The 20,565-nt window shown below is 59.7% G+C and carries 19 protein-coding genes; 10 read left to right on the top strand and 9 right to left on the bottom strand.

Going from position 1 to position 20,565, the window contains the following annotated elements; genetic code table 11:
- Positions 1 to 529 precede the first annotated feature (529 nt).
- From B2J69_RS12715 to B2J69_RS12725, 3 genes are read right to left on the bottom strand one after another with little or no spacing between them, the layout of a single operon-like run.
- The gene (locus B2J69_RS12715) at positions 530 to 697 is read right to left on the bottom strand and encodes a DUF2474 domain-containing protein (protein WP_081139694.1); all 168 of its coding nucleotides are present in this window, start codon (positions 695 to 697) and stop codon (positions 530 to 532) included.
- A 1-nt stretch (position 698) separates the two neighbouring features.
- Positions 699 to 1,703 carry a cytochrome d ubiquinol oxidase subunit II gene (gene cydB, locus B2J69_RS12720; protein WP_081139695.1) on the bottom strand — a complete coding sequence of 335 codons (1,005 nt, stop codon included), beginning with the start codon at positions 1,701 to 1,703 and terminating at the stop codon, positions 699 to 701.
- 1 nt (position 1,704) lies between these two features.
- Positions 1,705 to 3,129 carry a cytochrome ubiquinol oxidase subunit I gene (locus B2J69_RS12725; protein WP_081139697.1) on the bottom strand — a complete coding sequence of 475 codons (1,425 nt, stop codon included), beginning with the start codon at positions 3,127 to 3,129 and terminating at the stop codon, positions 1,705 to 1,707.
- A 747-nt stretch (positions 3,130 to 3,876) separates the two neighbouring features.
- Here B2J69_RS12725 and yghX point away from each other — a divergent pair.
- The gene (yghX, locus tag B2J69_RS12730; RefSeq protein WP_081139699.1) at positions 3,877 to 4,764 is read left to right on the top strand and encodes a YghX family hydrolase; all 888 of its coding nucleotides are present in this window, start codon (positions 3,877 to 3,879) and stop codon (positions 4,762 to 4,764) included.
- Positions 4,765 to 4,773: 9 nt separating this feature from the next.
- Here yghX and B2J69_RS12735 read toward each other — a convergent pair whose 3' ends face one another.
- The gene (locus B2J69_RS12735) at positions 4,774 to 5,145 is read right to left on the bottom strand and encodes a winged helix-turn-helix transcriptional regulator (RefSeq protein WP_081139701.1); all 372 of its coding nucleotides are present in this window, start codon (positions 5,143 to 5,145) and stop codon (positions 4,774 to 4,776) included.
- Positions 5,146 to 5,248: 103 nt separating this feature from the next.
- On the opposite strand from B2J69_RS12735, the gene B2J69_RS12740 reads away from it, so the two are divergent.
- The gene (locus B2J69_RS12740) at positions 5,249 to 6,103 is read left to right on the top strand and encodes an SDR family oxidoreductase (RefSeq protein ID WP_081139702.1); all 855 of its coding nucleotides are present in this window, start codon (positions 5,249 to 5,251) and stop codon (positions 6,101 to 6,103) included.
- 18 nt (positions 6,104 to 6,121) lie between these two features.
- Here B2J69_RS12740 and B2J69_RS12745 read toward each other — a convergent pair whose 3' ends face one another.
- Positions 6,122 to 6,991 (bottom strand): LysR family transcriptional regulator, encoded by an 870-nt coding sequence (locus B2J69_RS12745; protein ID WP_081139704.1) that lies wholly within the window; start codon positions 6,989 to 6,991, stop codon positions 6,122 to 6,124.
- A gap of 94 nt (positions 6,992 to 7,085) precedes the next feature.
- Between B2J69_RS12745 and B2J69_RS12750 the strand changes: the two genes are divergently transcribed.
- From B2J69_RS12750 to B2J69_RS12770, 5 genes are all read left to right on the top strand, one after another.
- On the top strand, positions 7,086 to 7,586 hold the full coding sequence (locus B2J69_RS12750; protein ID WP_081139706.1) for a lactoylglutathione lyase family protein: 501 nt from the start codon (positions 7,086 to 7,088) through the stop codon (positions 7,584 to 7,586).
- Positions 7,579 to 8,544, top strand: coding sequence for a zinc-binding dehydrogenase (locus tag B2J69_RS12755; RefSeq protein ID WP_081139708.1), 966 nt, complete (start codon positions 7,579 to 7,581; stop codon positions 8,542 to 8,544). The genes B2J69_RS12750 and B2J69_RS12755 overlap by 8 nt, the downstream gene beginning before the upstream one ends.
- Positions 8,545 to 8,553: 9 nt before the next feature.
- On the top strand, positions 8,554 to 9,654 hold the full coding sequence (locus B2J69_RS12760; RefSeq protein WP_081139710.1) for an NADH:flavin oxidoreductase/NADH oxidase: 1,101 nt from the start codon (positions 8,554 to 8,556) through the stop codon (positions 9,652 to 9,654).
- A 340-nt stretch (positions 9,655 to 9,994) separates the two neighbouring features.
- Positions 9,995 to 11,653, top strand: a complete 1,659-nt coding sequence (locus B2J69_RS12765) for an alpha,alpha-trehalase (protein WP_081139712.1) — start codon at positions 9,995 to 9,997, stop codon at positions 11,651 to 11,653.
- 103 nt (positions 11,654 to 11,756) lie between these two features.
- Positions 11,757 to 12,713 carry an aliphatic sulfonate ABC transporter substrate-binding protein gene (locus tag B2J69_RS12770; protein ID WP_081139713.1) on the top strand — a complete coding sequence of 319 codons (957 nt, stop codon included), beginning with the start codon at positions 11,757 to 11,759 and terminating at the stop codon, positions 12,711 to 12,713.
- Positions 12,714 to 13,504: 791 nt separating this feature from the next.
- Here B2J69_RS12770 and B2J69_RS12775 read toward each other — a convergent pair.
- Both B2J69_RS12775 and B2J69_RS12780 read right to left on the bottom strand, forming a co-directional pair.
- Positions 13,505 to 13,669, bottom strand: a complete 165-nt coding sequence (locus B2J69_RS12775; protein WP_071997459.1) for a con-10 family general stress protein — start codon at positions 13,667 to 13,669, stop codon at positions 13,505 to 13,507.
- A 591-nt stretch (positions 13,670 to 14,260) separates the two neighbouring features.
- Positions 14,261 to 15,082 (bottom strand): alpha/beta fold hydrolase, encoded by an 822-nt coding sequence (locus B2J69_RS12780; RefSeq protein WP_081139715.1) that lies wholly within the window; start codon positions 15,080 to 15,082, stop codon positions 14,261 to 14,263.
- Between the two features lie 239 nt (positions 15,083 to 15,321).
- Between B2J69_RS12780 and B2J69_RS12785 the strand changes: the two genes are divergently transcribed.
- Entirely contained in the window at positions 15,322 to 16,911 is a 1,590-nt protein-coding gene (locus B2J69_RS12785; protein ID WP_081139716.1) for an MFS transporter, read from the top strand.
- A 37-nt stretch (positions 16,912 to 16,948) separates the two neighbouring features.
- On the opposite strand, the gene B2J69_RS12790 is transcribed toward B2J69_RS12785, so the two are convergent.
- Positions 16,949 to 17,857 carry a LysR substrate-binding domain-containing protein gene (locus B2J69_RS12790; RefSeq protein WP_081139718.1) on the bottom strand — a complete coding sequence of 303 codons (909 nt, stop codon included), beginning with the start codon at positions 17,855 to 17,857 and terminating at the stop codon, positions 16,949 to 16,951.
- Between the two features lie 132 nt (positions 17,858 to 17,989).
- On the opposite strand from B2J69_RS12790, the gene B2J69_RS12795 reads away from it, so the two are divergent.
- On the top strand, positions 17,990 to 18,547 hold the full coding sequence (locus B2J69_RS12795; protein ID WP_081139719.1) for an antibiotic biosynthesis monooxygenase: 558 nt from the start codon (positions 17,990 to 17,992) through the stop codon (positions 18,545 to 18,547).
- Between the two features lie 28 nt (positions 18,548 to 18,575).
- Here the strand turns inward: B2J69_RS12795 and B2J69_RS12800 are convergent, their stop codons facing one another.
- Complete coding sequence (locus tag B2J69_RS12800; protein WP_081139721.1) at positions 18,576 to 19,520, bottom strand: sensor domain-containing diguanylate cyclase; 945 nt, start codon at positions 19,518 to 19,520, stop codon at positions 18,576 to 18,578.
- Positions 19,521 to 19,754: 234 nt separating this feature from the next.
- On the opposite strand from B2J69_RS12800, the gene B2J69_RS12805 reads away from it, so the two are divergent.
- Complete coding sequence (locus tag B2J69_RS12805) at positions 19,755 to 20,537, top strand: MBL fold metallo-hydrolase (RefSeq protein WP_081139722.1); 783 nt, start codon at positions 19,755 to 19,757, stop codon at positions 20,535 to 20,537.
- Positions 20,538 to 20,565 lie beyond the last annotated feature (28 nt).

Raw genomic sequence — 20,565 nt, forward strand, 5'->3', positions numbered from 1 at the left:
CGCCATTCGCCTGCCTGACGGACCGGCGGGGATGGAACATCCCTGTTCCAGCCCCACCTTTCGCCCGCATCCCTGCGGGCTCTCCTGGCAGACTCACTCTGTTCAGCGCTGCGAAATGCCCGCCCCTGAGCGGCCCCAGCCTGCTGGCCAGCTTCCGTGTGCGCTGTTGGAAAAGGACGGCGGCGTTTTTACGGCTACACAGGGCACCCTGTATGAGGCCGCCGCGCCTCCTCTGCTGTAGAGGGCTATTCGCAGCGCTGAGGCGGAGACGTTGTGCCCGGAGCCGGTCGCAGGGATGCGACAGGCAGTTCGGGTAGGCCTGGATGGCCGTACCCGAACGGTCCGTCCGGCACGACGTTGCAGCCGAAGGCACCGCGCAGCGGCGCGAGGACGGCCCGGCAGCAGAGGAGGCGCGGCGGCCCGCACCGGCATGCTGACCCACATAAAACAAAGGCCGCCGTTTTGAAAAAACGGCGGCCTTAACTGACAAGCATTATGGCAATGCCAGCCTTTACTCAACCAGAAACCATTAGTGGCTGCGCATACCCGCCGCAGTCATCATCATACGGAACAGCGTTGCCACCACACCGAGCGCCAGCACGCTTGCTCCATAGATCACCACCAGCCACAGAATGCGTTTCCACAACGGCGCTTTAGGTTCATTGTGGTGTTTCACGTTGCCGACCTCAGTTTGCATATCAATGGTATCCTTCGTCTGCTTTGATTTTCCCGCGGAACACGTAGTAGCTCCAGAAGGTGTAGCCGAGGATCATCGGAATAATTAACAGGCTGCCCACCAGCATAAAGGCCTGGCTAATCGCCGGCGACGCGGCCTGCCAGATGGTAACGGAAGGCGGAATAATATTCGGCCATACGCTGATGCCCAGGCCGGAAAAGCCGAGGAAAATCAGCGCCAGCGTCAGCAGGAACGGCGAGTAGTGCGCTTCACGCTTGATGGCGCGAATAATGCCCCACGAGCAGAGCAGCACCAGCGCCGGAACCGGCAGGAACCAGTACAGGTTCGGACGGGTGAACCAGCGCTGCGCGATGGCGTCATGGCTGAACGGCGTCCACAGGCTGATAATGCCCACCACCACCAGCAGCGCGATCACCAGCGGCGTCGCCAGCGCCGACATCTTGCGATGCAGCTCATGCTCGGTTTTCATAATCAGCCAGGTGCAGCCCAGCAGCGCATAGGCGATCACCAGACCCACGCCGCAGAACAGCGGGAACGGCGCCAGCCAGTCCATTGCAGAACCACTGAAGTGACGGCCCGTCACCTTAATGCCGTCGAGCATCGCGCCGACCGCAACGCCCTGGCTAAAGGTCGCCAGAATCGAACCCGCGACGAAAGATTTGTCCCAGAACGCGCGGTGCGTTTCGGTCGCCTTAAAGCGAAACTCGAAGGCGACGCCGCGGAAAATCAGGCCGATCAGCATCGCCGTCAGCGGAATCGAGAGCGCATCGGCGATCACCGAATAGGCCAGCGGGAAGGCGCCATACAGGCCCGCGCCGCCCAGCACCAGCCAGGTCTCGTTACCATCCCAGACCGGCGCGACGGTGTTCACCATCATGTCGCGCTCGACCGCATCCTTATTAAAGGGGAACAGCAGCCCGATACCGAGATCGAAGCCGTCCATCACGATGTACATCAGCGTCGCGAAAACGATAATCGCGAACCAGATAATGGAAAAATCGATCATCTTATTTTCCCTCCTGCGGATCGTTCAGACTTTCATGCGCCGCAGAGAGCGGACGAGCCGGCGTTTTGCCATGGCCTGGACCGCCGTGACGAACATCTTTGCCTTCGCCGGTGAGCGGGCCTTTCTTAATCAGGCGGATCATATAGACATAGCCGACGCCGAACACCGCAGAGTAGACCACGATAAAGGCAAGCAGGCTGATGCTCATATGCAGATCGCCATGACCGGACACCGCGTCAATGGTGCGCTGCACGCCGTAGACCACCCACGGCTGACGACCGATCTCGGTGGTGAACCAGCCCGCCAGCAGCGCAATCAGGCCGGACGGCCCCATCAGCAGGGCGAACCACAGGAACGGACGCGACTGATAAAGGCGGCCTTTATAACGCAGCCACAGGCTGACCACGCCGAGGGTGATCATCAGCAGCCCCATCGCCACCATCACGCGGAACGACCAGAAGATAACCAGCGAGTTAGGACGATCCTCTTTCGGGAAGGTCTTCAGCGCCGGCACCTGCTTATCCAGGCTGTGCGTCAGGATCAAACTGCCGAGATAGGGAATTTCCACCGCGTATTTGGTGCGCTCTTCATCCATATCCGGGATGCCGAACAGGATCAGCGGCGTCGCTTCGCCCGGCGGGTTCTCCCAGTGGCCTTCAATCGCGGCGATTTTCGCCGGCTGATGCTCCAGGGTGTTCAGCCCGTGCGCATCGCCGATCATCGCCTGAATCGGTGCGACGATCAGCGCCATCCACAGCGCCATGGAGAACATCTTGCGAATAGCCGGGTTATCGTTGCCGCGCAGCAGATGCCATGCACCGGACGCGCCGACAAAAAAGGCGCTGGCGAGGAACGCTGCCACCGACATATGGAACAGGCGATAAGGGAACGAGGGGTTGAAAATGATTTTCAGCCAGTCTTCCGGCACCACAATTCCGTTCTGGATCAGGTAGCCCTGCGGCGTATGCATCCAGCTGTTGGAGGCGAGGATCCAGAAGGTGGAGATCAGGGTGCCGAGCGCCACCATGCAGGTGGCGAAGAAGTGCAGGCCAGGACCGACGCGGTTCCAGCCGAACAGCATCACGCCGAGGAAGCCCGCTTCGAGGAAGAAGGCGGTCAGCACTTCATAGGTGAGCAACGGACCGGTAATGCTGCCCGCAAACTGCGAGAAGCCGCTCCAGTTGGTGCCGAACTGATAGGCCATCACCAGACCCGATACCACGCCCATACCAAAGTTAACGGCAAAAACTTTGGACCAGAAGTGATAGAGATCGCGGTAGGTCTCATTACGGCTTTTCAACCACATCCCTTCGAGCACGGCCAGAAAACTGGCGAGACCGATGGTGATGGCGGGAAAAAGAATGTGAAAGGAGACAGTAAACGCGAACTGTATCCTGGCCAGATGAAAGGCGTCTAATCCGAACATTGCTTACCTCGTTGCCACATATAACACCATATATTTACTTATAATTAACAACTAAAGCACAGCGTTAATATTTACGCTGCGCTTAAACCTATTGCTGGCGCGAATTTATAAGAACTCGCGCCTGACAAACAGAAACAGTCTGGGATGCAAAAACTATAACAGTGTTTTTTGATTTTGGTCATTGTTTTTGTCCGCAATTATCTAATTTAACGCCAGACTTTAGGTTAATTCACAGGCCTTAATGTGACATCTTTGTTATTTGTTGTTGCACGATTATTGAGGCAGGAGACGTTGACGGCACAGCGCTTTTTTACCACTGCAACGCCCTGTTTTGGCGTGTTATTTTCCCTATACCCACAGGTGAAAAGCGGTCAATCTTGTAGATTAGTACAGGCCATATCTAATGCAAATTAAGCATTTAGCCCGTCTGGAATTTTTTTTAAGCCGTTTTGTTTAAAAATCCCCTTTTATGGCAGATGGGCATTATTAATAATTGCGCCGCGCTTAATTGCGCCGCGCAGAAGAGATGAAATAAAGTTGTTAATAAGCGCCGACGGTTACGCTGCGGTAATAAAAGCAGCCGGCTCTTTACTGACGCAGCGGCAAGGCGGGTGTGCCATTGCGCTTTCCAGCGCCCGCTGGATCGGTGCCATCGGACGTTGTTAACAGAATGCGTCGTCCGATTTGCCAGCCGTCGCAGGCTGTGCTCTGTTAGTGGCTCTGGTTAATCTGCGTTAAGGAGTCCCGATGGCACGTCTGACGGCACAAGATTTTCCCCAGGAACTGCTCGAGCTTTACGACTATTACGCCCACGGCAGGATCAGCAAGCGCGAGTTCATCGCCATGGCCGGCAAGCTGGCGATCGGCGGCATGACCGGCGCGACGCTGCTCAGCCTGATGAGCCCCAACTACGCGCTGGCGCAGCAGGTGGAATTTACCGACCCCGCCATTAAGGCCGACTATATCCACTACCCTTCCCCACAGGGCCACGGCGAGGTGCGCGGCTATCTGGTGCGCCCGACGCAGACCAGGGGCAAAACCGCCGCCGTGGTGGTGGTGCATGAGAACCGCGGGCTGAATCCCTATATTGAAGATGTGGCGCGCCGCGTGGCAAAAGCGGGCTATATCGCGCTGGCGCCGGACGGCCTCAGCTCGCTGGGCGGCTATCCCGGCAACGACGACGAAGGCCGCGCTATGCAGGCGAAGGTCGATCCCGTTAAGCTGATGAACGACTTTTTCGCGGCGGTCGATTTCCTGAAGCAGCATGCGGAAAGCAGCGGCAAGGTGGGCATCACCGGCTTCTGCTACGGCGGCGGCGTGGCAAACGCGGCGGCGGTGGCGTTTCCCGATCTCGCCTGCGCCGTGCCCTTCTATGGCCGTCAGCCGAAAGCGGAGGATGTGGCGCGCATCAAGGCGCCGCTGCTGCTGCACTATGCCGAACTGGACAGCAATATCAACGCAGGCTGGCCTGCCTTTGAGGCGGCGCTGAAAGAGAACCACAACGTGTATGAGGCGTGGATCTACCCTGGCGTCAACCACGGCTTTCACAACGACTCGACGCCGCGCTACGACCGCGCAGCGGCTGAACTCGCCTGGAGCCGGACGCTGGCGTGGTTTCAGCGCTATCTGACGTAGCGCGCGCCGTCAGGCTTGCTTACGCTGTGCCAGAATACGGTTCACATTCAGCTCCAGCCAGTCCGCAAGGCCGACCACCTGCCCTTCCAGCTCGCGGCCGAGCGGCGTCAGCGCGTACTCGACGTGCGGCGGCACCACGTTATAGGCGATGCGTTCGACGAAGCCGTCTTCTTCCATATGGCGCAGCGTCTGCGCCAGCATGCGCTCGCTAACGCCGCCGACGGCGCGACGCAGCTCGCTGAAGCGCAGTTTGTCGTGACGCAGCGCCAGAAAGATCAGCACGCTCCAGCGGCTGGTGACGCGCCTGAGCACCTCGCGCGACGGACAGTCGACGTTCAGCAGTTCGCCGCGGCTAAATTTTTCACTTATCTTTTCAGACATTTATCGACAATTCTCCAAACTAACAAATCTGTAAGTACTTACTAAAAGTTAGCTTATCCCCTAACCTTGTTTGTAACAACAGCCCATGCAGAAAGGAGAGAACATGATTGCAATAACAGGTGCAACCGGCCAGCTAGGCCGTCTGGTCATTGACGCCCTGCTGAAAAGCGTGCCAGCGGAGCAAATCGTTGCCGCCGTGCGATCGCCGGAAAAAGCCGCAGACCTGGCGGCAAAAGGCGTAACCGTGCGCAAAGCGGACTACAGCCAGCCGGACACGTTGATGTCCGCCTTCTCCGGCGTGGAGAAGCTGCTGCTGATCTCCGGCAGCGAGGTCGGCCAGCGCGAAGCGCAGCATCGGGCGGTGATTAACGCGGCCAACTCCGCCAGCGTGAAATTTATCGCCTACACCAGCCTGCTGCACGCCGACAGCTCGCCGCTCGGTCTCGGCGTCGAACACCGCGCCACCGAGGCGCTGCTGCAGGCCTCCGGTATCCCCTTCGCCCTGCTGCGCAACGGCTGGTACACCGAAAACTACGCTGCCAGCATCGCGCCAGCCCTGACGCATCACGCCTTTATCGGTTCGGCTGGCGAAGGGCGTATCGCGTCGGCGGCGCGCCGTGACTACGCCGAGGCGGCGGCGGCGGTGATCGCTCGCGACGATCAGGCGGGCAAAATCTACGAGCTGGCGGGCGACGACAGCTATACGCTGGCGGAATTCGCCGCTGAGATTGCGCGTCAGTCAGGCGAACAGGTGGAGTACGTTAATCTGTCGCCCGCCGAATTCGCCAGCGCGCTGAAGGGCGCTGGCCTGCCGGAGGGTCTGGCGGAGATGCTGGCGGATTCTGACAAGGGCGCGTCGCAGGGCGGGCTGTTTGACGACTCACGCAGCTTGAGCCAGCTAATTGGCCGCGCCACCACGCCTTATCAGGAAGTGATCAAGGCGACGCTGGCGAAATAAGCCGCAGGCGGGAGCGCGCTACCCTAGCCTCTCCTGCAGCCAGGCGAGCGCCAGCTTCGCGCGCGACGATAGCGGCCATTCGGCGCGGTGGATCAGCCAGATGGTATCCACCAGCCCGATCTCGCTTTCGATGACCTGAATCGTCTCGGGTCGGGCGAACGCCAGTCGCGCATAGCGCGGGATAACGGTAAAGCCCAGCCCGCGCGCCACCGGTTCGAGGATCAAGCTGATCTGATTACTGAAGCCGCGCAGCGGCAGATTGCGCACGCCGGGATTGCCGGGAAAACGCCGGCTCAGCAGCCGCGTCGCCATCGCCTGACCGTCAGGATGATCGATATAGCCCAGCGCCTCCAGATCCTGCCAGCTCGCCGCCTGCGCACCAGCGGGCGCGACCAGCTCCAGCGGCTCTTCGGCGAAGCGCGTCGCGCTGAGTCGACGATCGTCCGGCTTCTGCGTCACCATCCCCATTTCAAAACGGTTGTGCAGCACCGCGTCCATCACTTCGCTGTCCGGCGCGAACCGATGGCGCATCACCAGATCGGGATGCTGCTGCTGCAGCGCCAGCAGCAGCGGATAGATCTGCAGCCCGATGCTGCCGGGCGTGATAACGCTGATTTCGCCGCAGGTGACCTCCGCCTCGCTGAGGCGCAGCGTCAGGCGTTGGTCGGCGCGATCGATCTCCTGGCAGTAGATAAGCAGCGCCTGCCCGGCAGGCGTCAGCTCCAGCGGCCGCTTGCTGCGCAGCATTAGCGGCCCGAGCGTCTGCTCCAGATGACGGATATGCTGGCTGACCGCCGCCTGGGTGATCCCCAGACGATCGGCGGTTTCGGTAAAGCTGCCCACGTCGGCCAGCGTCGCAAACGATCGAAGCCACTGCGGCTGGTACATAATGATTTTTTATCATCCTTATAACTGAATCACTGTTTTCATTATACCTGTGCACCGCTAGCCTGTTTATCTTTTCCACAACCGGAGATGCAACATGGCAACGACCTATCCACGCGCCTTTTCCCATATCGGCCTGTCGGTCACCGATCTGGATGCGGCGGTAAAATTTTATACCGAGGTGATGGGCTGGTATCTGATTATGCCGCCTACCGCCATCCAGGAAGATGACTCCGCCATCGGCGTGATGTGCAGCGACGTGTTCGGCCAGGGCTGGGGCGCGCTGCGCATCGCGCATCTCTCGACCGGCGATCGGGTCGGCGTGGAGATTTTCGAGTTTCGCGACGCCGAGAAGCGGGAAAACAATTTTGAATACTGGAAAAGCGGCGTGTTTCACTTCTGCGTGCAGGATCCCGACGTCGAGGGCCTGGCGGCGAAAATCGTCGCCGCGGGCGGCAAGCAGCGCATGCCGGTGCGCGAATATTATCCCGGTGAGAAGCCCTATCGCATGGTCTATATGGAAGATCCCTTCGGCAATATCATCGAGATCTACAGCCACAGCTACGAGCTGACCTACTCGGCAGGCGCCTATGTCTGACGCGCTGCCTGCAAGCGGGTTCGAATGGCGCTGGCACGGCGGCGGCTCGCCGGCCGAACTGCGCCTGAGCGAAAGCGTGACGCAGCCGCTGCAACCGGGTCAGGTGCTGGTGCGCAACCACGCCATCGGCCTGAACCCGGTGGACTGGAAGCTGCTGGATACCCAGCGGGATAACGTGCCGGGCGTCGACGGCGCGGGCGAGGTGGTGGCGCTGGGACCGAATGTGGATGGGCGCTGGCTCGGCGCGCGCGTCGCTTATCATCAGAGCCTGAAACAGCCGGGCAGCTTCGCCGAATATACGCCAATCGCCGCGCAGGTGCTGATGCGCCTGCCTGAGGCGCTGAGCTACCGCGTCGCGGCCGCCTTTCCCTGTCCGGCGCTGACCGCTTTTCAGGCGCTGGAGAAGATCCCGCCGCCTCCCGGCGCGCCACTGCTGATCGCCGGCGCAGGTGGTTCGGTCGGCCACTATCTGACGCAACTGGCGCATGCGCGCGGCTTCGAGGTGATCACCGCCAGCCATGAGCGCCACTGGCCGCGCCTGCGGCAGCTGGGCGCGGCGCAGTGCCTGGCCGATCCGCTGATGCAGTGGCGCCAGCCCTACTACGCGGTCATCGACGCGGTGGGCGCCGATCAGGCGGCGCGCCTCTCCCACGCCCTACAGGCCAACGGCCATCTGGTCTGCATTCAGGGCCGCGTCGAACAGTGGCCCAACGCGCCCTTTGGCCGCGCACTCTCTCTGCATGAAGTGGCGCTCGGCGCGCTGCATCAGCACGGCGACGCCGCCCAGTGGCAGGCGCTGACGCAGCACGGGGAGCGTATGCTGCAAGAGATATCTCAGGGTACATTGCTGAGCGAATCGATCCTGAGCTTCCCGTTTACGGCGCTACCGCAGCAGCTGCTGGCGCTGCAGCACCGTGATTTCACGGGAAAACAAGTGATTGAAATTAAACATGATTAAAGGGGTGTTATGTCTCTGTTTTCTGAATTCCGTTTGAAAGACGTGACGCTGCGCAACCGCATCGCCGTGCCGCCAATGTGTCAATACAGCGCCGAAAATGGCTTTATCAATGACTGGCACCGCGTGCACTACGCGGCGCTGGCGCGCGGCGGCGCGAGCCTGGTGATCGTCGAAGCGACCGCCGTGTCGCCGGAAGGCCGCATCACTCCAGGCTGTCTGGGCTTATGGGATGATGCGCAGGCCGAAGGTCTGGCGCAGGTCGCGCAGGCGATCAAAGCGGCGGGCGCCGTGCCGGGCATTCAGATCGGCCACGCCGGTCGTAAAGCCAGCGCCAACAAACCCTGGGAAGGTGACGACCATATTGCGGCTGGCGACGCACGCGGCTGGGAGACTATTTCGCCTTCCGCCGTCGCCTTCGGCAATAATCTGCCGCAGGTGCCGCGCGCCATGACGCTGGACGATATCGCGCGCGTGCGCAACGACTTCGTGCAGGCGGCCATCCGCGCGCGCGATGCCGGCTACCAGTGGCTGGAGCTGCACTTCGCGCACGGCTACCTGGCGCAGAGCTTCTTCTCCGTACACGCCAACCAGCGCACCGATGAGTATGGCGGTGACGCCGCAGGCCGCAGCCGCTTCCTGCGTGAAACGTTCGACGCCGTGCGCGAAGTCTGGCCGGAAAACCTGCCGCTCACCGCGCGTTTCGGCGTGCTGGAGTATGACGGCCGCGACGAAGAGACGCTGGCGGAGGCGATCGACCTGACGCGCTACTGGCGCGCTAACGGTCTCGATCTGCTGAGCGTCAGCGTGGGCTTCTCTACGCCGGACACCAACATTCCCTGGGGCACGCCCGCCTTCCTGGCGCCGATTGCCGAGCGCGTGCGTCGCGAAGCTGACATCGCCGTCGCCTCTGCGTGGGGCATTGATGCGCCGCACATTGCCAACGACACCGTCGAAAAAGAGCAGCTCGACCTGGTGATGGTCGGCCGCGCGCACCTGAAGAATCCGCACTGGCCTTACCATGCGGCGCTGGCGCTCGATAAGCCGCAGCCGTCCTGGGTGCTGCCTGCGCCGTACGCGCACTGGCTGGAGCGTTATCGCGTCAGCGAGTAACCCACCCCTGAACAAACGCCCTCTTTTTGAGGGCGTTTGCTTTTCACGCTGCAAAAATGCCACAAATAGCTCATGCCGCAGCGCAGCGGCAAACCGGTTTTTTGTCAGTTTTTGCCGCTTTTTTTCAGCCTTTCGCTATTTATTTCTGTTCTTCAAAGATTACTCCTAAATAAATGTTTTAAGCGCAGCGCGTTATTTGCTTGATAAGCAGAGCAATTCCGCTAAATAGCCTATTGATAGACAATTTTTATTACGTTCATAGATATTCTGCATTGTTGTCCGCCCCCGCGATAAGTCTATAATTTTTCTTTTATGAACCCTCAGACTCCAGGAGGCCGCTATTAATACTTATCGCCAGCAACTCAACGCATTCGATGAGGTTCGCAAAGGGGCGGAAGTTGAGTATCAATACGATCCCCACGAGCTTAAGCTTGACCGTATGCAGGATTCCGAACCGGAACCGGAGCTGATTGAAGGCTTGCCGGCGCCGGACGCGTTGACGCCTGCCGATCGCTACATGGAGCTGTTCGAGCATGTGCAGATGTCGCGCATCTTTGAAGACAGCAAAACCTTTCCGGACTGCTCACCGAAATACGATCCGCTGGACGTATTAATGCGTTATCGTCGCCAGAAGCGCAGCCGCGATTTCGATTTGGCGCGCTTTGTGGCTGACCATTTTTATTTACCGGCGATAAACGAAAGTTTTTATGTATCGAATCCGGACAAAACCCTGAACGAGCATATCGACGCGCTGTGGCCGGTATTAACCAAGATGCCGCAGCAGCATCTGCCACATTCGTCGCTGCTGCCGTTGCCCAAGCCTTACGTGGTGCCCGGCGGCCGCTTCGGCGAGACCTATTACTGGGACTCCTACTTCACCATGCTTGGCCTGGCGGAGAGCGGACGCGACGACCTGCTGCGCCATATGGCGGACAACTTCGCCTGGCTGATCGACAACTACGGCCATATCCCCAACGGCAACCGCACCTACTATCTGAGCCGTTCGCAGCCGCCGGTGTTCGCGCTGATGGTGGAACTGTTTGAAGAGGATGGCGTGCGCGGCGCGAAACGCTATCTCGATCAGCTGATGAAAGAGTATCAGTTCTGGATGGACGGCGCCGGCTCGCTGATGCCGCGTCAGGCGTATCGTCACGTGGTGCGCATGGCCGACGGCTCGCTGCTTAACCGCTACTGGGACGACCGCGACACGCCGCGCGATGAATCCTGGATTGAGGATGTCGAAACGGCGCGCCACTCTAGCCGTCCGGCGAGCGAAGTCTATCGCGACCTGCGCGCAGGCGCGGCCTCCGGCTGGGACTACTCTTCCCGCTGGCTGCGCGATCCTAAACGTCTGGCGAGCATTCGCACCACGCAGTTCATCCCTATCGATCTGAACGCGTTTCTCTACAAGCTGGAGCTGATGATCGCCACGCTCTCTCACGCTAAAGGGGAAGAGCTGACCGCGCTGGCGTGGCAGAAAAAAGCCGAAGCGCGTAAGCGCGCCATTAATCGCTATCTGTGGGACAGCACCGCAGGCGTCTATCGCGACTACGACTGGCGTCGCGAACGCTTCGGCGCCTTTACCGCCGCCGCCGTGGTGCCGCTGTTCGTCGGCCTGGCGACGCCAAAACAGGCGCATCTGCAGGCGATTGCGCTGCGTCAGCTGCTGCTCACCAACGGCGGGCTGGTAGCGTCGATGGTGGAAAGCGGCGAGCAGTGGGACAAGCCCAACGGCTGGGCGCCGCTGCAGTGGATGGCGATTATCGGCCTGAATCAGTATGGCGAAGAGACGCTGGCAACGGAAATCGCGGTGAACTGGCTGAACACGGTGAACAACTTCTATCAGCTGCACCACAAGCTGGTGGAAAAATATGACATCAGCGGCGAGCGAGCGCGCCCAGGCGGCGGCGGCGAATACCCGCTGCAGGACGGCTTCGGCTGGACCAACGGCGTGACGCGCCGTCTGATGGCGATGTATGGCCACCTGATGGCTGACTGACCCTTTCCCGCTCCACCGCAAAGCTTATGCAAAAAAGGCGTTTAGCGCGTCCCTGACGCGCTTTTATCATCAACCTGATGATAACCCTTCACCAGGAACGCCCATGAACAACTCTTTTCATCCCCGACTGCGCGGTGCGCTATTGCTCACCGCGCTTTTTGCGTTCGCTTCTCATGCAGAAGAGACCCTGCGCATCGGCTACCAGAAATCTTCTACGCTGCTGACGTTGATCAAGCAGCGCGGCGACCTTGATAAAGCGCTGGCGGCGCAGGGCGTCAAAGTCAGCTGGCATGAGTTCTCCAGCGGGCTACCGCTGCTGGAGGCGCTTAACCTCAATAATGTCGATCTTTCCGCCGACGTCGCGGACACCGTGCCGCTGTTTGCGCAGGCGGCCGGCGCCAGCCTGACCTACTACGCGCGTGAAACCCCGTCACCACAGGCGCAGGCGATTCTGGTGCCCGCCGACTCGTCAATCAAAACGCTGCAGGATCTCAAAGGCAAGAAAATTGCCGTCACCAAAGCGGCGGGCAGCCACTACCTGCTGATCGCCGCGCTTAATAAAGCCGGGCTGCGGTTTAGCGATATTTCGCCGGCGTGGCTGACGCCCGCTGACGGACGTGCGGCGCTGGAGAACGGCAGCGTGGCAGCCTGGGTAACCTGGGAGCCCTATGTCACCAGCGCGCAGGTAGAGCAGCACGCGCGCGTGCTGACCAGCGCCAAAGGGCTGGCGAACTACCAGCGCTACTATCTGGCTTCCACGTCCTACGCCAGCGCGCATCCGCAGGTGCTGAATAGCGTCTATCAGGCGCTGAAGCAGGAAGCAGCCTGGCTGAAAGCGCATCCGGCCGACGCGGCGGCGCTGCTGTCGCCGCTGTGGGGCAAGCTGCCGGTGGCCACCATTGAAAAAGCCAACGCGCAGCGCAGCTATCAGGTCGAGCCGGTGAAAAAAAGCGACCTGGCGGAGCAGCAGACCATCGCAGACGCCTTCTACGACGCGAAATTGCTGCCGACGCGCATCGACGCGCAGGCGCCAGCCACCTGGCAGCCCACCTCGCCGTAATTCTGCCGCCGGGCCAGCCAGCTTTTCCTCCTTCATCCAGGCAGCGAGTAAGCGCATACTTTCACGCTGTCTGTTGTGCCATAAGGTTTTAGGGAAAAAGTTAATTAAGCAGCAGGCCATTTCTTTATTCAGCCTGCCGCCTTAACGGCCACATTATTTATTTAGGCTCTCAGCAGAAACCGCGTGGGGATTAGGTTGTGCTGCTGCCAGCGCGCGCCACGCCTCTATCCTCTCTGTCTCAACGCCAGCGCGATTGTCACGCTGCAAAATATTTTCTCTGCGTCGACATGGCAGGACTGGTCTCCACCTTTTTCATGCGCTCTTTTTGAGACCAGATAAACCGCTGTGTTTTTTGTAGCGCAATATTTAAAAAAATTTGGCGTCTGTTGCGCAAAAGTGGCATGTAAAATGCATTTTTCCAATTACACCAAGGAGTTACCGCATTTTATTTTTATCCTGCTGAGTGAAATTAAATGGTGGCAGGCTGATTATAATTGTACAAACTTACTATGGCTTGTATAAATTTATACTGATTTTTAAACGGCGCTGTCGGCCGCGAGTTAACGACTTAATCTGAAAGTAAATGCAGCAAAGCCTTCTCGTGCCAAAAAGAATTAAAAAAACCGGACGGGTAAAAAACCTGTCCGGTTTAATTAAGGCGATACCCATGCGCAATGCACGTCAGCACCGGGTTTCGGTCAAAGGTGTTTCGCAAGGAGAACTAAAAGAGAAAAAAGATGACTCGCTCGCGGTCAGATGTTGACTGTTGCTCCATCTAACTTCCTGATATTTCAGCTACGGCGGCTGATCTTCCCTCCCTTGCGGCCAGCTTCGATAGCGCGTTCAGGGTTGTTTTTGAAATTGCCGCCGCTCTTCTGGCCGCCTTTTCTTCCCGCTTCCGCTGCGCGCTCACGATCAACCGCAAAGTTTCCAGCTCCACCACGATATTGAGACATACTGTGTTCCTCTTAAGGATTAATAATAAAAATATCACAGCCTACGCTTCATCAGCGTTGATGGCGCAGGGTTAAATGTAGCTTTTAAAATTAATGGATCAAGTTTTGCTTGCCTGCCCGTTTCAAAAAGTTATGCGTGATAACAAACAAATCATCCAGCCAACTATTTCCTCTCTAAACCATGTTTGGCGGTGATTAAAATGTCTAAAACGGCGCTCACTTGTTGCGGTTTGTGGTTATAAGCCATCAAAACATGGCTATTTAACCTTTATTCTGGATGAATGGCATCTTTTAAGCGAAGCGTAAGGAGAAGGCGCGCCAGCAGTTATAAGCGAAGCCGTTGATCACAAAACGATCGTTTTGGCGATAAAATTAAGAAAATTCTACAAAAGGAGCGCATGGCGAGCGCGTTAATAAAACGAAGCGGTAAAAAGGATTATTTTGACTGCTAAGTCATTAAAAATGATCGATAAATGATCAACTTAGCCATCTTTAGCGGCAGTGAACCTGCGGCGACCGCTATTTATAGCGCCAGCTTGGGGCGCAGCAGGAATAAGAAAACGCCCATCAGGGCGTTTTCACAGATTTTCTTTAATGCTGCTGTAAAAAGGCCAGCAGGTCCTGATTAAGCTGATCCTGATGCGTTACGGCAAAACCGTGCGGGGCGTTGTCGTAAACCTTAAGCTCGGAGCCGGCGATCAGCGCGTGCGCCAGTTTGCCCGTGGCTTCGAAAGGCACCACCTGGTCATTGCTGCCGTGAATGATCAGGGTCGGCACGTCGACTTTCGCCAGATCGCCACGGAAATCGGTTTCAGCAAAGGCGGTGACGCAGTCGATGGTGCCTTTCAGCGAGGCGAGCAGCGCAATATTCAGCGTCTGCGTCAGCACGCCATCCGAAACGGTTTGTCCGGCATTGGTGCCGTAGAACGGCGTGGCGAACTCTTTAATAAACTGGGCGCGATCGCTGCGCAGCCCGGCGATAATGTTGTCGAACACCGCTTTTTCCGGCCCTTCCGGGTGATCGGCGGTTTTGCCGAAAATTGGCGTCACCGCGCCCAGCAGCACCAGATTTTTCACCTTTGCCGTGCCGTAGCGGCCGATGTAGCGCGACACGTCGCCGCCGCCCATTGAGAAGCCCACCAGGGTAATGTCGTTCAGGCCCAGATGCTCAATCAGCCCGTGAATGTCGTCGGCGAAGGTATCGTAGTCGTAGCCTTCCCACGGCTGGTCAGAGCGGCCAAAACCCCGGCGGTCGAAGGCAATAGCGCGGTAGCCGTTTTCCGCCAGGTGAACCAGCTGACTTTCCCACATATCGGCGTCCAGCGGCCAGCCGTGGCTGAACAGCACCGGCTGACCTTTGCCGTAGTCTTTAAAGTAAATGCGTACGCCATCTTTTGTCGTGAAGGTGCTCATATCCGTTCTCCGTTATCAGTGATGATGTCTGTTGCTAATCAACCTAACCTGGCGGGTGGTGAAAACCTAAAGCAGAAATTTTAATAAGATGTTCAAGGATTTTTGCGCCCTGAACTTGTGAAAAAATCCTGGTCAAGTTGCCGCAGATATTCCGCTATCAAGCCTGGCAGCGTGCTCGTAATGTTCAAGCTATCACCACTTAATAACGCTGCGCTCACCGGCGCGGCAGGAGAAAGAAGATGAGCCAGAGCATGACCCCCTCGCCTGCAGGCGGCGCCTTTTCCCCCTTTCGCTATGCGATGTTCGCCCTGATATGGAGCGCGTCGGTGCTGGGCAACACCGGTAGCTTTATCCGCGATGTCGCTAGCTCCTGGCTGATCACCGGCCTCTCTGACAACCCTGCCGCGGTCGCGCTGATGCAGACCGCCGCCACGCTGCCGGTGTTTTTGCTGGCGCTGCCGGCGGGCGTGCTGTCCGATATTTTCGACCGTCGCCGCCTGCTGATCGCCATTCAGATCCTGATGGCCAGCGTCAGCGGCACGCTGCTGATCCTCTCTCATAATAACTGGCTCACCGCTGAGTGGCTGATTGGGCTGACCTTCGTCGGCGGCATCGGCGCAGCGCTGTTTGGCCCGGCCTGGCAGGCGATTGTGCCGGAGCTGGTGCCGCGTCAGGAGATGAAAAACGCCGTCGCGCTCAATTCGCTCGGCATTAATATCGCGCGTGCTATCGGCCCGGCCACCGGTGGCCTGCTGCTGGCGAGCCTCGGCGCGATGGCCGCCTACGGCGCGGATGTCGCCAGCTACTTTATCGTTATTGCCGCGCTGCTCTGCTGGAAGCGGCCCGCCAAAGCGCAGGATGCGCTCAACGAGCACTTCTTCGGCGCGTTTCGCGCCGGGCTGCGCTATGTCAAAGCGAGCCGCGAACTGCATCGCGTGCTGTTTCGCGCTGCGATGTTCTTTCTCTTCGCCAGCGCGCTCTGGGCGCTGCTGCCGCTGGTGGCGCGCCAGCTGCTGCAGGGCACGGCGGGCTTCTACGGGCTGATGCTCGGTGCCGTCGGCCTCGGCGCCATCGGCGGCGCGCTGCTGTTACCGCGTCTGCGCGTCAGAATGAACGCCGACGCGTTGCTGCTGCTCGCTGCGGCCATTAATGGCCTGGTGATGCTCGGCCTGGCGCTGACGCCGCCGCAGTGGCTGGCGCTGGCGCTGATGCTGGTGCTGGGCAGCGGCTGGATCGTCGCCCTGACCACGCTGAACGGCGTCGCTCAGGCGGTCTTGCCGGACTGGGTGCGCGGACGCGGGCTGGCAGTCTATCTGATGGTGTTTAACGGCGCGCTGGCGGGCGGCAGCCTGCTGTGGGGCCTGGTGGCGCAGCTGGCGGGCGTGGTCGTCACCCTGACCATCGCCGCCGTCGCGCTGATGCTGAGCGCGCTGCTGCTGCGCCGCAAAGCGCTGCCGGAGGGGGAGGCGGATCTGCAGCCGGCGCTGCACTGGCAGGAACCGGCGGTAGCGCAGAGCATCGACGCGCGTCGCGGCCCGGTAATGGTGCAGATCCACTATCGCGTGGCGGAAGCGGATCGCCCCGCTTTTCTGCAAGCTATTCATCAGCTGGCGCTGGCGCGCCGTCGCGATGGCGCCTACGCCTGGGGCGTGATGACGCACACCGAGGATGCGGCGTTGATTCAGGAGTGGTTTTTAGTAGAGTCGTGGCAGGAGCATCTGCGTCAGCATCAGCGCGTGTCAAAAGCGGACGCGGCGCTGCAGGCGGCGGTGCTGGCGTTCCATCAGGGCGAAGGCCCGCCGAAAGCGCATCACTTTATTTCGCTGTAAACGCAGGCGCGCGGTGCAAAAACCGCGCGTCTACTGCTTAGGGCGCGGCGTAAATGTCGCGCAGCCCCGGCAGCGTTTGCAGCCGGTCGCGCCACCAGCGCGCCGCATTGCCGCTGGCGCCTTCATTCCAGGCCAGGTAAGCCATATCGCGCCGCGTTTCGCTGTCGAGCTGCCGCGCCACCAGCGTGCCGTCGGCCAGATGAGGCGCGGCGAGATAGCGCGGCAGATAGCCGCAGCCCAGCCCGGCCAGCTGCGCCTGCAGCTTGGCGTGAAAATCGTGCACGCTCAGCGTCTTCTGCTCATCCAGCACGCGCAAATCCACGCCAGCGCCGTGGCGCGACGAGTCGTGCACCGTGACCGCGCGATACTGACGGATCTGCTCGCGCAGCAGCGGCTCCGGCATTTGCGCCAGCGGATGACCCGGCGCCACGGCAAATACATAGTCGAGCCAGCCCAGCGCCACGCAGCCGATATCTTTTCGTGTCGCCGGCTCCTGCACCGCGCCGAACACCAGATCTGCCTCGCCGTAGCTCAGCGCCTCCCAGCAGCCCGCCAGCACGTCCTGACGAAACTGCAGCTGGGTATGAGGATGCTGCTGATAAAATTCGTCAATCAGCGGCGACAGCAGTGAGAACGGCACCGAGGCGTCGACGCTGATGGTCAGGTTGCTCTCCCAGCCGCTCTCGACGTAGCGCGCCTGCTGCTCCAGCTCGTTGACGGCGCGCAGCAGCGCGCGGCCTTTTTCCAGCATCAGCCGTCCGGTTGGGGTGAACGTGGCGCGATGGCCGGAGCGATCGAGCAGCGTGATCTTCATGTCGCCTTCCATCTTCTGCACCGTATAGCTTAACGCCGACGCGGTTTTAAACAGCCGCGCCGCCGCGGCCGCAAAGGTGCCGTGACGGTCGAGCGCATCCAGGATCAGCAGCGCCTCGAGGTTTAATCGCATTCCTTAGTTCTCCCCAAAAATTGTTGAACAACAACGCAAAATCATTCCGCTAACAATAAAGATTCTCATCTCGTATTTTTGTATCCAACAGCGCAACCGCTGTAAATCACTTTTAGCGCGCCGGGAGGCGATATGAACAATCCGCATCAGGCCAGTCACGTCACGCTGGTGATCACCCACAGCGTACAGGCGGAGAAACAGCAGGCGTATGAGCAGTGGCTGGAGCAAATTATGCCGCAGGCGGCGCAGTTTCCCGGTCATCTTGGGGTAAACGTGCTGCGCCCGGTACACGGCGAAAGCGTCTACACCGTGCTGATCCGCTTCGACAGCCTCGACAATCTGTTCAACTGGACGCAGTCCGACGCGCGCAAGAGGCTGATTAGCGAGCTGCCGCAGCTGCTTTCCGGCCCGGAGCATATCGACGTGCGCCCCGGCGCGGCGTTCTGGTTTACTCCCACCAGCAAGGTGGCGCCGCGTCCGGCGAAGTGGAAACAGTATCTGCTGACGCTGGGGGTGATTTTTCCCTCGACCCTGATTGTTCCGCCGCTCTGGGGCGCGCTGCTGCCCGCCAGCCGCGGCACGCTGTGGGGACATTTTCTAGGGGATGCGACCGTGGTTGCGCTGGTGGTCTGGCTGTGGATGCCGCTGCTGACGCGCTGGCTGAAAAACTGGCTGATTCCGCGCGGATAGCCCGACGGCGGCAGAAAGGTCGTGACGCCTATCCCAGCCCGACGCCGTTTTTTCCGTTGCGCTTAATGCGGTACATCGCCTCGTCGGCGCGGCTCAGCACCGCGCTAAAGCCCTCCTGCGGCCGCGCCTGCACAATGCCGATTGATGCGCCGATAGTGGCGGTGCCGTTTTCCAGTTCGAAAGGGGCGATCGCCGCCTCGAGGCAGGCGTAGCTGACCTCAGCCACCTGCGGATCGTCCTGCCCGAACGGCATCAGCAGCACAAATTCGTCGCCGCCGAGGCGGCCAGCCACCACCGACTCGGGGCAGGCTTTGCTCAGCCGCTGGCTAAGCTGGATTAGCAGCCGGTCGCCGCTGCGATGGCCGAAGGTGTCGTTGACATGCTTGAAGTCGTCGAGATCGATAAAGGCGACGCAGAGCGCCGCTTGCTGGCGCATCTGGCTAAAGGCGTTGCGCAGAGCGTGACGGTTGGCGAGCTGCGTCAGGGGATCGTGATTCGCCAGCATTGCCAGCTGCGCTTCGTACTGTTTCTCTTTGGTCATGTCGATATGGGTGCCGGTGACCTTGAGCGGCCTGCCCTGCTCATCCCATTCGCTGATGCGACCGCGATCCAGCACCCAGGTGATGCTGCCGTTTTTGGCGATCATGCGGTGCAGCGCCTCATAGTAAGGCGCTTTGCCGTCGATATGGTCGTAGAACGCCTTCAGCACCTCGGCGGCATCGTCAGGATGCAGGCTCGCTTTCCACTCAGAGAAAAGCGCCCGACTCTCTTTCGGCTGATAGCCGAGCATCGCGCCCCAGCGCCGGTTAAAAATCACCAGCTTGCCGGTAGGAATATCGAGCTGCCACAGGCAGAGCCCGGTGCCGTCCAGCGCCGCGTCGAGCTTGCTGCGGGCGTCATGCGCTATACGCTTGAGTCGCGCATTATGCTTTTTCAAAATCTGTATCTGCTGACGCAGCGCTTCTTCAGACATGGCACGCGGACGTTGAGAAATAAGATGTATTTTGCCTGTGCGGATATTTCTGTAAAGAGAGGCGCTGGAAACGTGATGAGCGGCGATTTATCCGCTTAATAACGGGATTTTATCTGGTTTAAAGCGTGCTTTCCGCCACACTCAACGGCAGCGCGTCATATTTAGCCGCTGTACCGGCCGGGGCGTCGCCACCCGCTATAGTCAGAATACCTTTCCTGGATAAGGCGATAAAAAATGAAACTTTGCGTCACCTGCGGCACCGCTTACGAGGCGGCTTCGCCGCAACGCTGTTTAATCTGCGAGGACGAACGGCAGTGGGTGCCCGCCACCGGCCAGCAGTGGATCGATTTTGCCGCGCTGACGCGCAGCCATCAGAATAAGTGGCAGCAGCTTGAAGCGGGCCTGCTGAGCATAAAAACCGTGCCGGCTTTCGCCATCGGCCAGCGCGCCCTTTTACTGCGCAGCGGCGGCGGCAATATTTTGTGGGACTGCATCGCCAACCTCGATCCCGCCACCGCGGCACTGATCCACGGGATCGGCGGCCTCTCCGCAATCGCCATTTCTCATCCGCACTACTACACCACCATGCAGGCGTGGGCGGCGGAGTTCAATGCGCCGATCTATCTGCACGCCGACGATCGCCAGTGGGTAATGCGCGACAGTCCTGCCATTCAGTTCTGGCAGGGCGACGTGCTGCCGCTCAACCGCGAGGTGGATATTGTACGGCTCGGCGGCCATTTCGCCGGCGGCTGCGTGCTGCACTGGAAAGCCAACGGCGGCGTGGTGCTGGCGGGCGATATTATTCAGGCGGCGCCGGGCAAAGACGCGGTCTCTTTTATGTGGAGCTATCCCAATATGCTGCCGCTCTCTGCTGCGACGGTGAGCGACATTCTGCGCCGCTGCGACGCGCTGGATTTTTCCCGGCTCTATGGCGCGTTCGAAGGTCAGGATGTGACGCAAGAGGCGAAGCAGGTGGTGAGGCGATCGGGCGGGCGTTATTTGCGCTGTCTGGAGTAATTTTCACGTCGTCAGAAAAAAATCGCCT

Source organism: Pantoea latae (assembly GCF_002077695.1).
Classification (GTDB): domain Bacteria; phylum Pseudomonadota; class Gammaproteobacteria; order Enterobacterales; family Enterobacteriaceae; genus Pantoea; species Pantoea latae.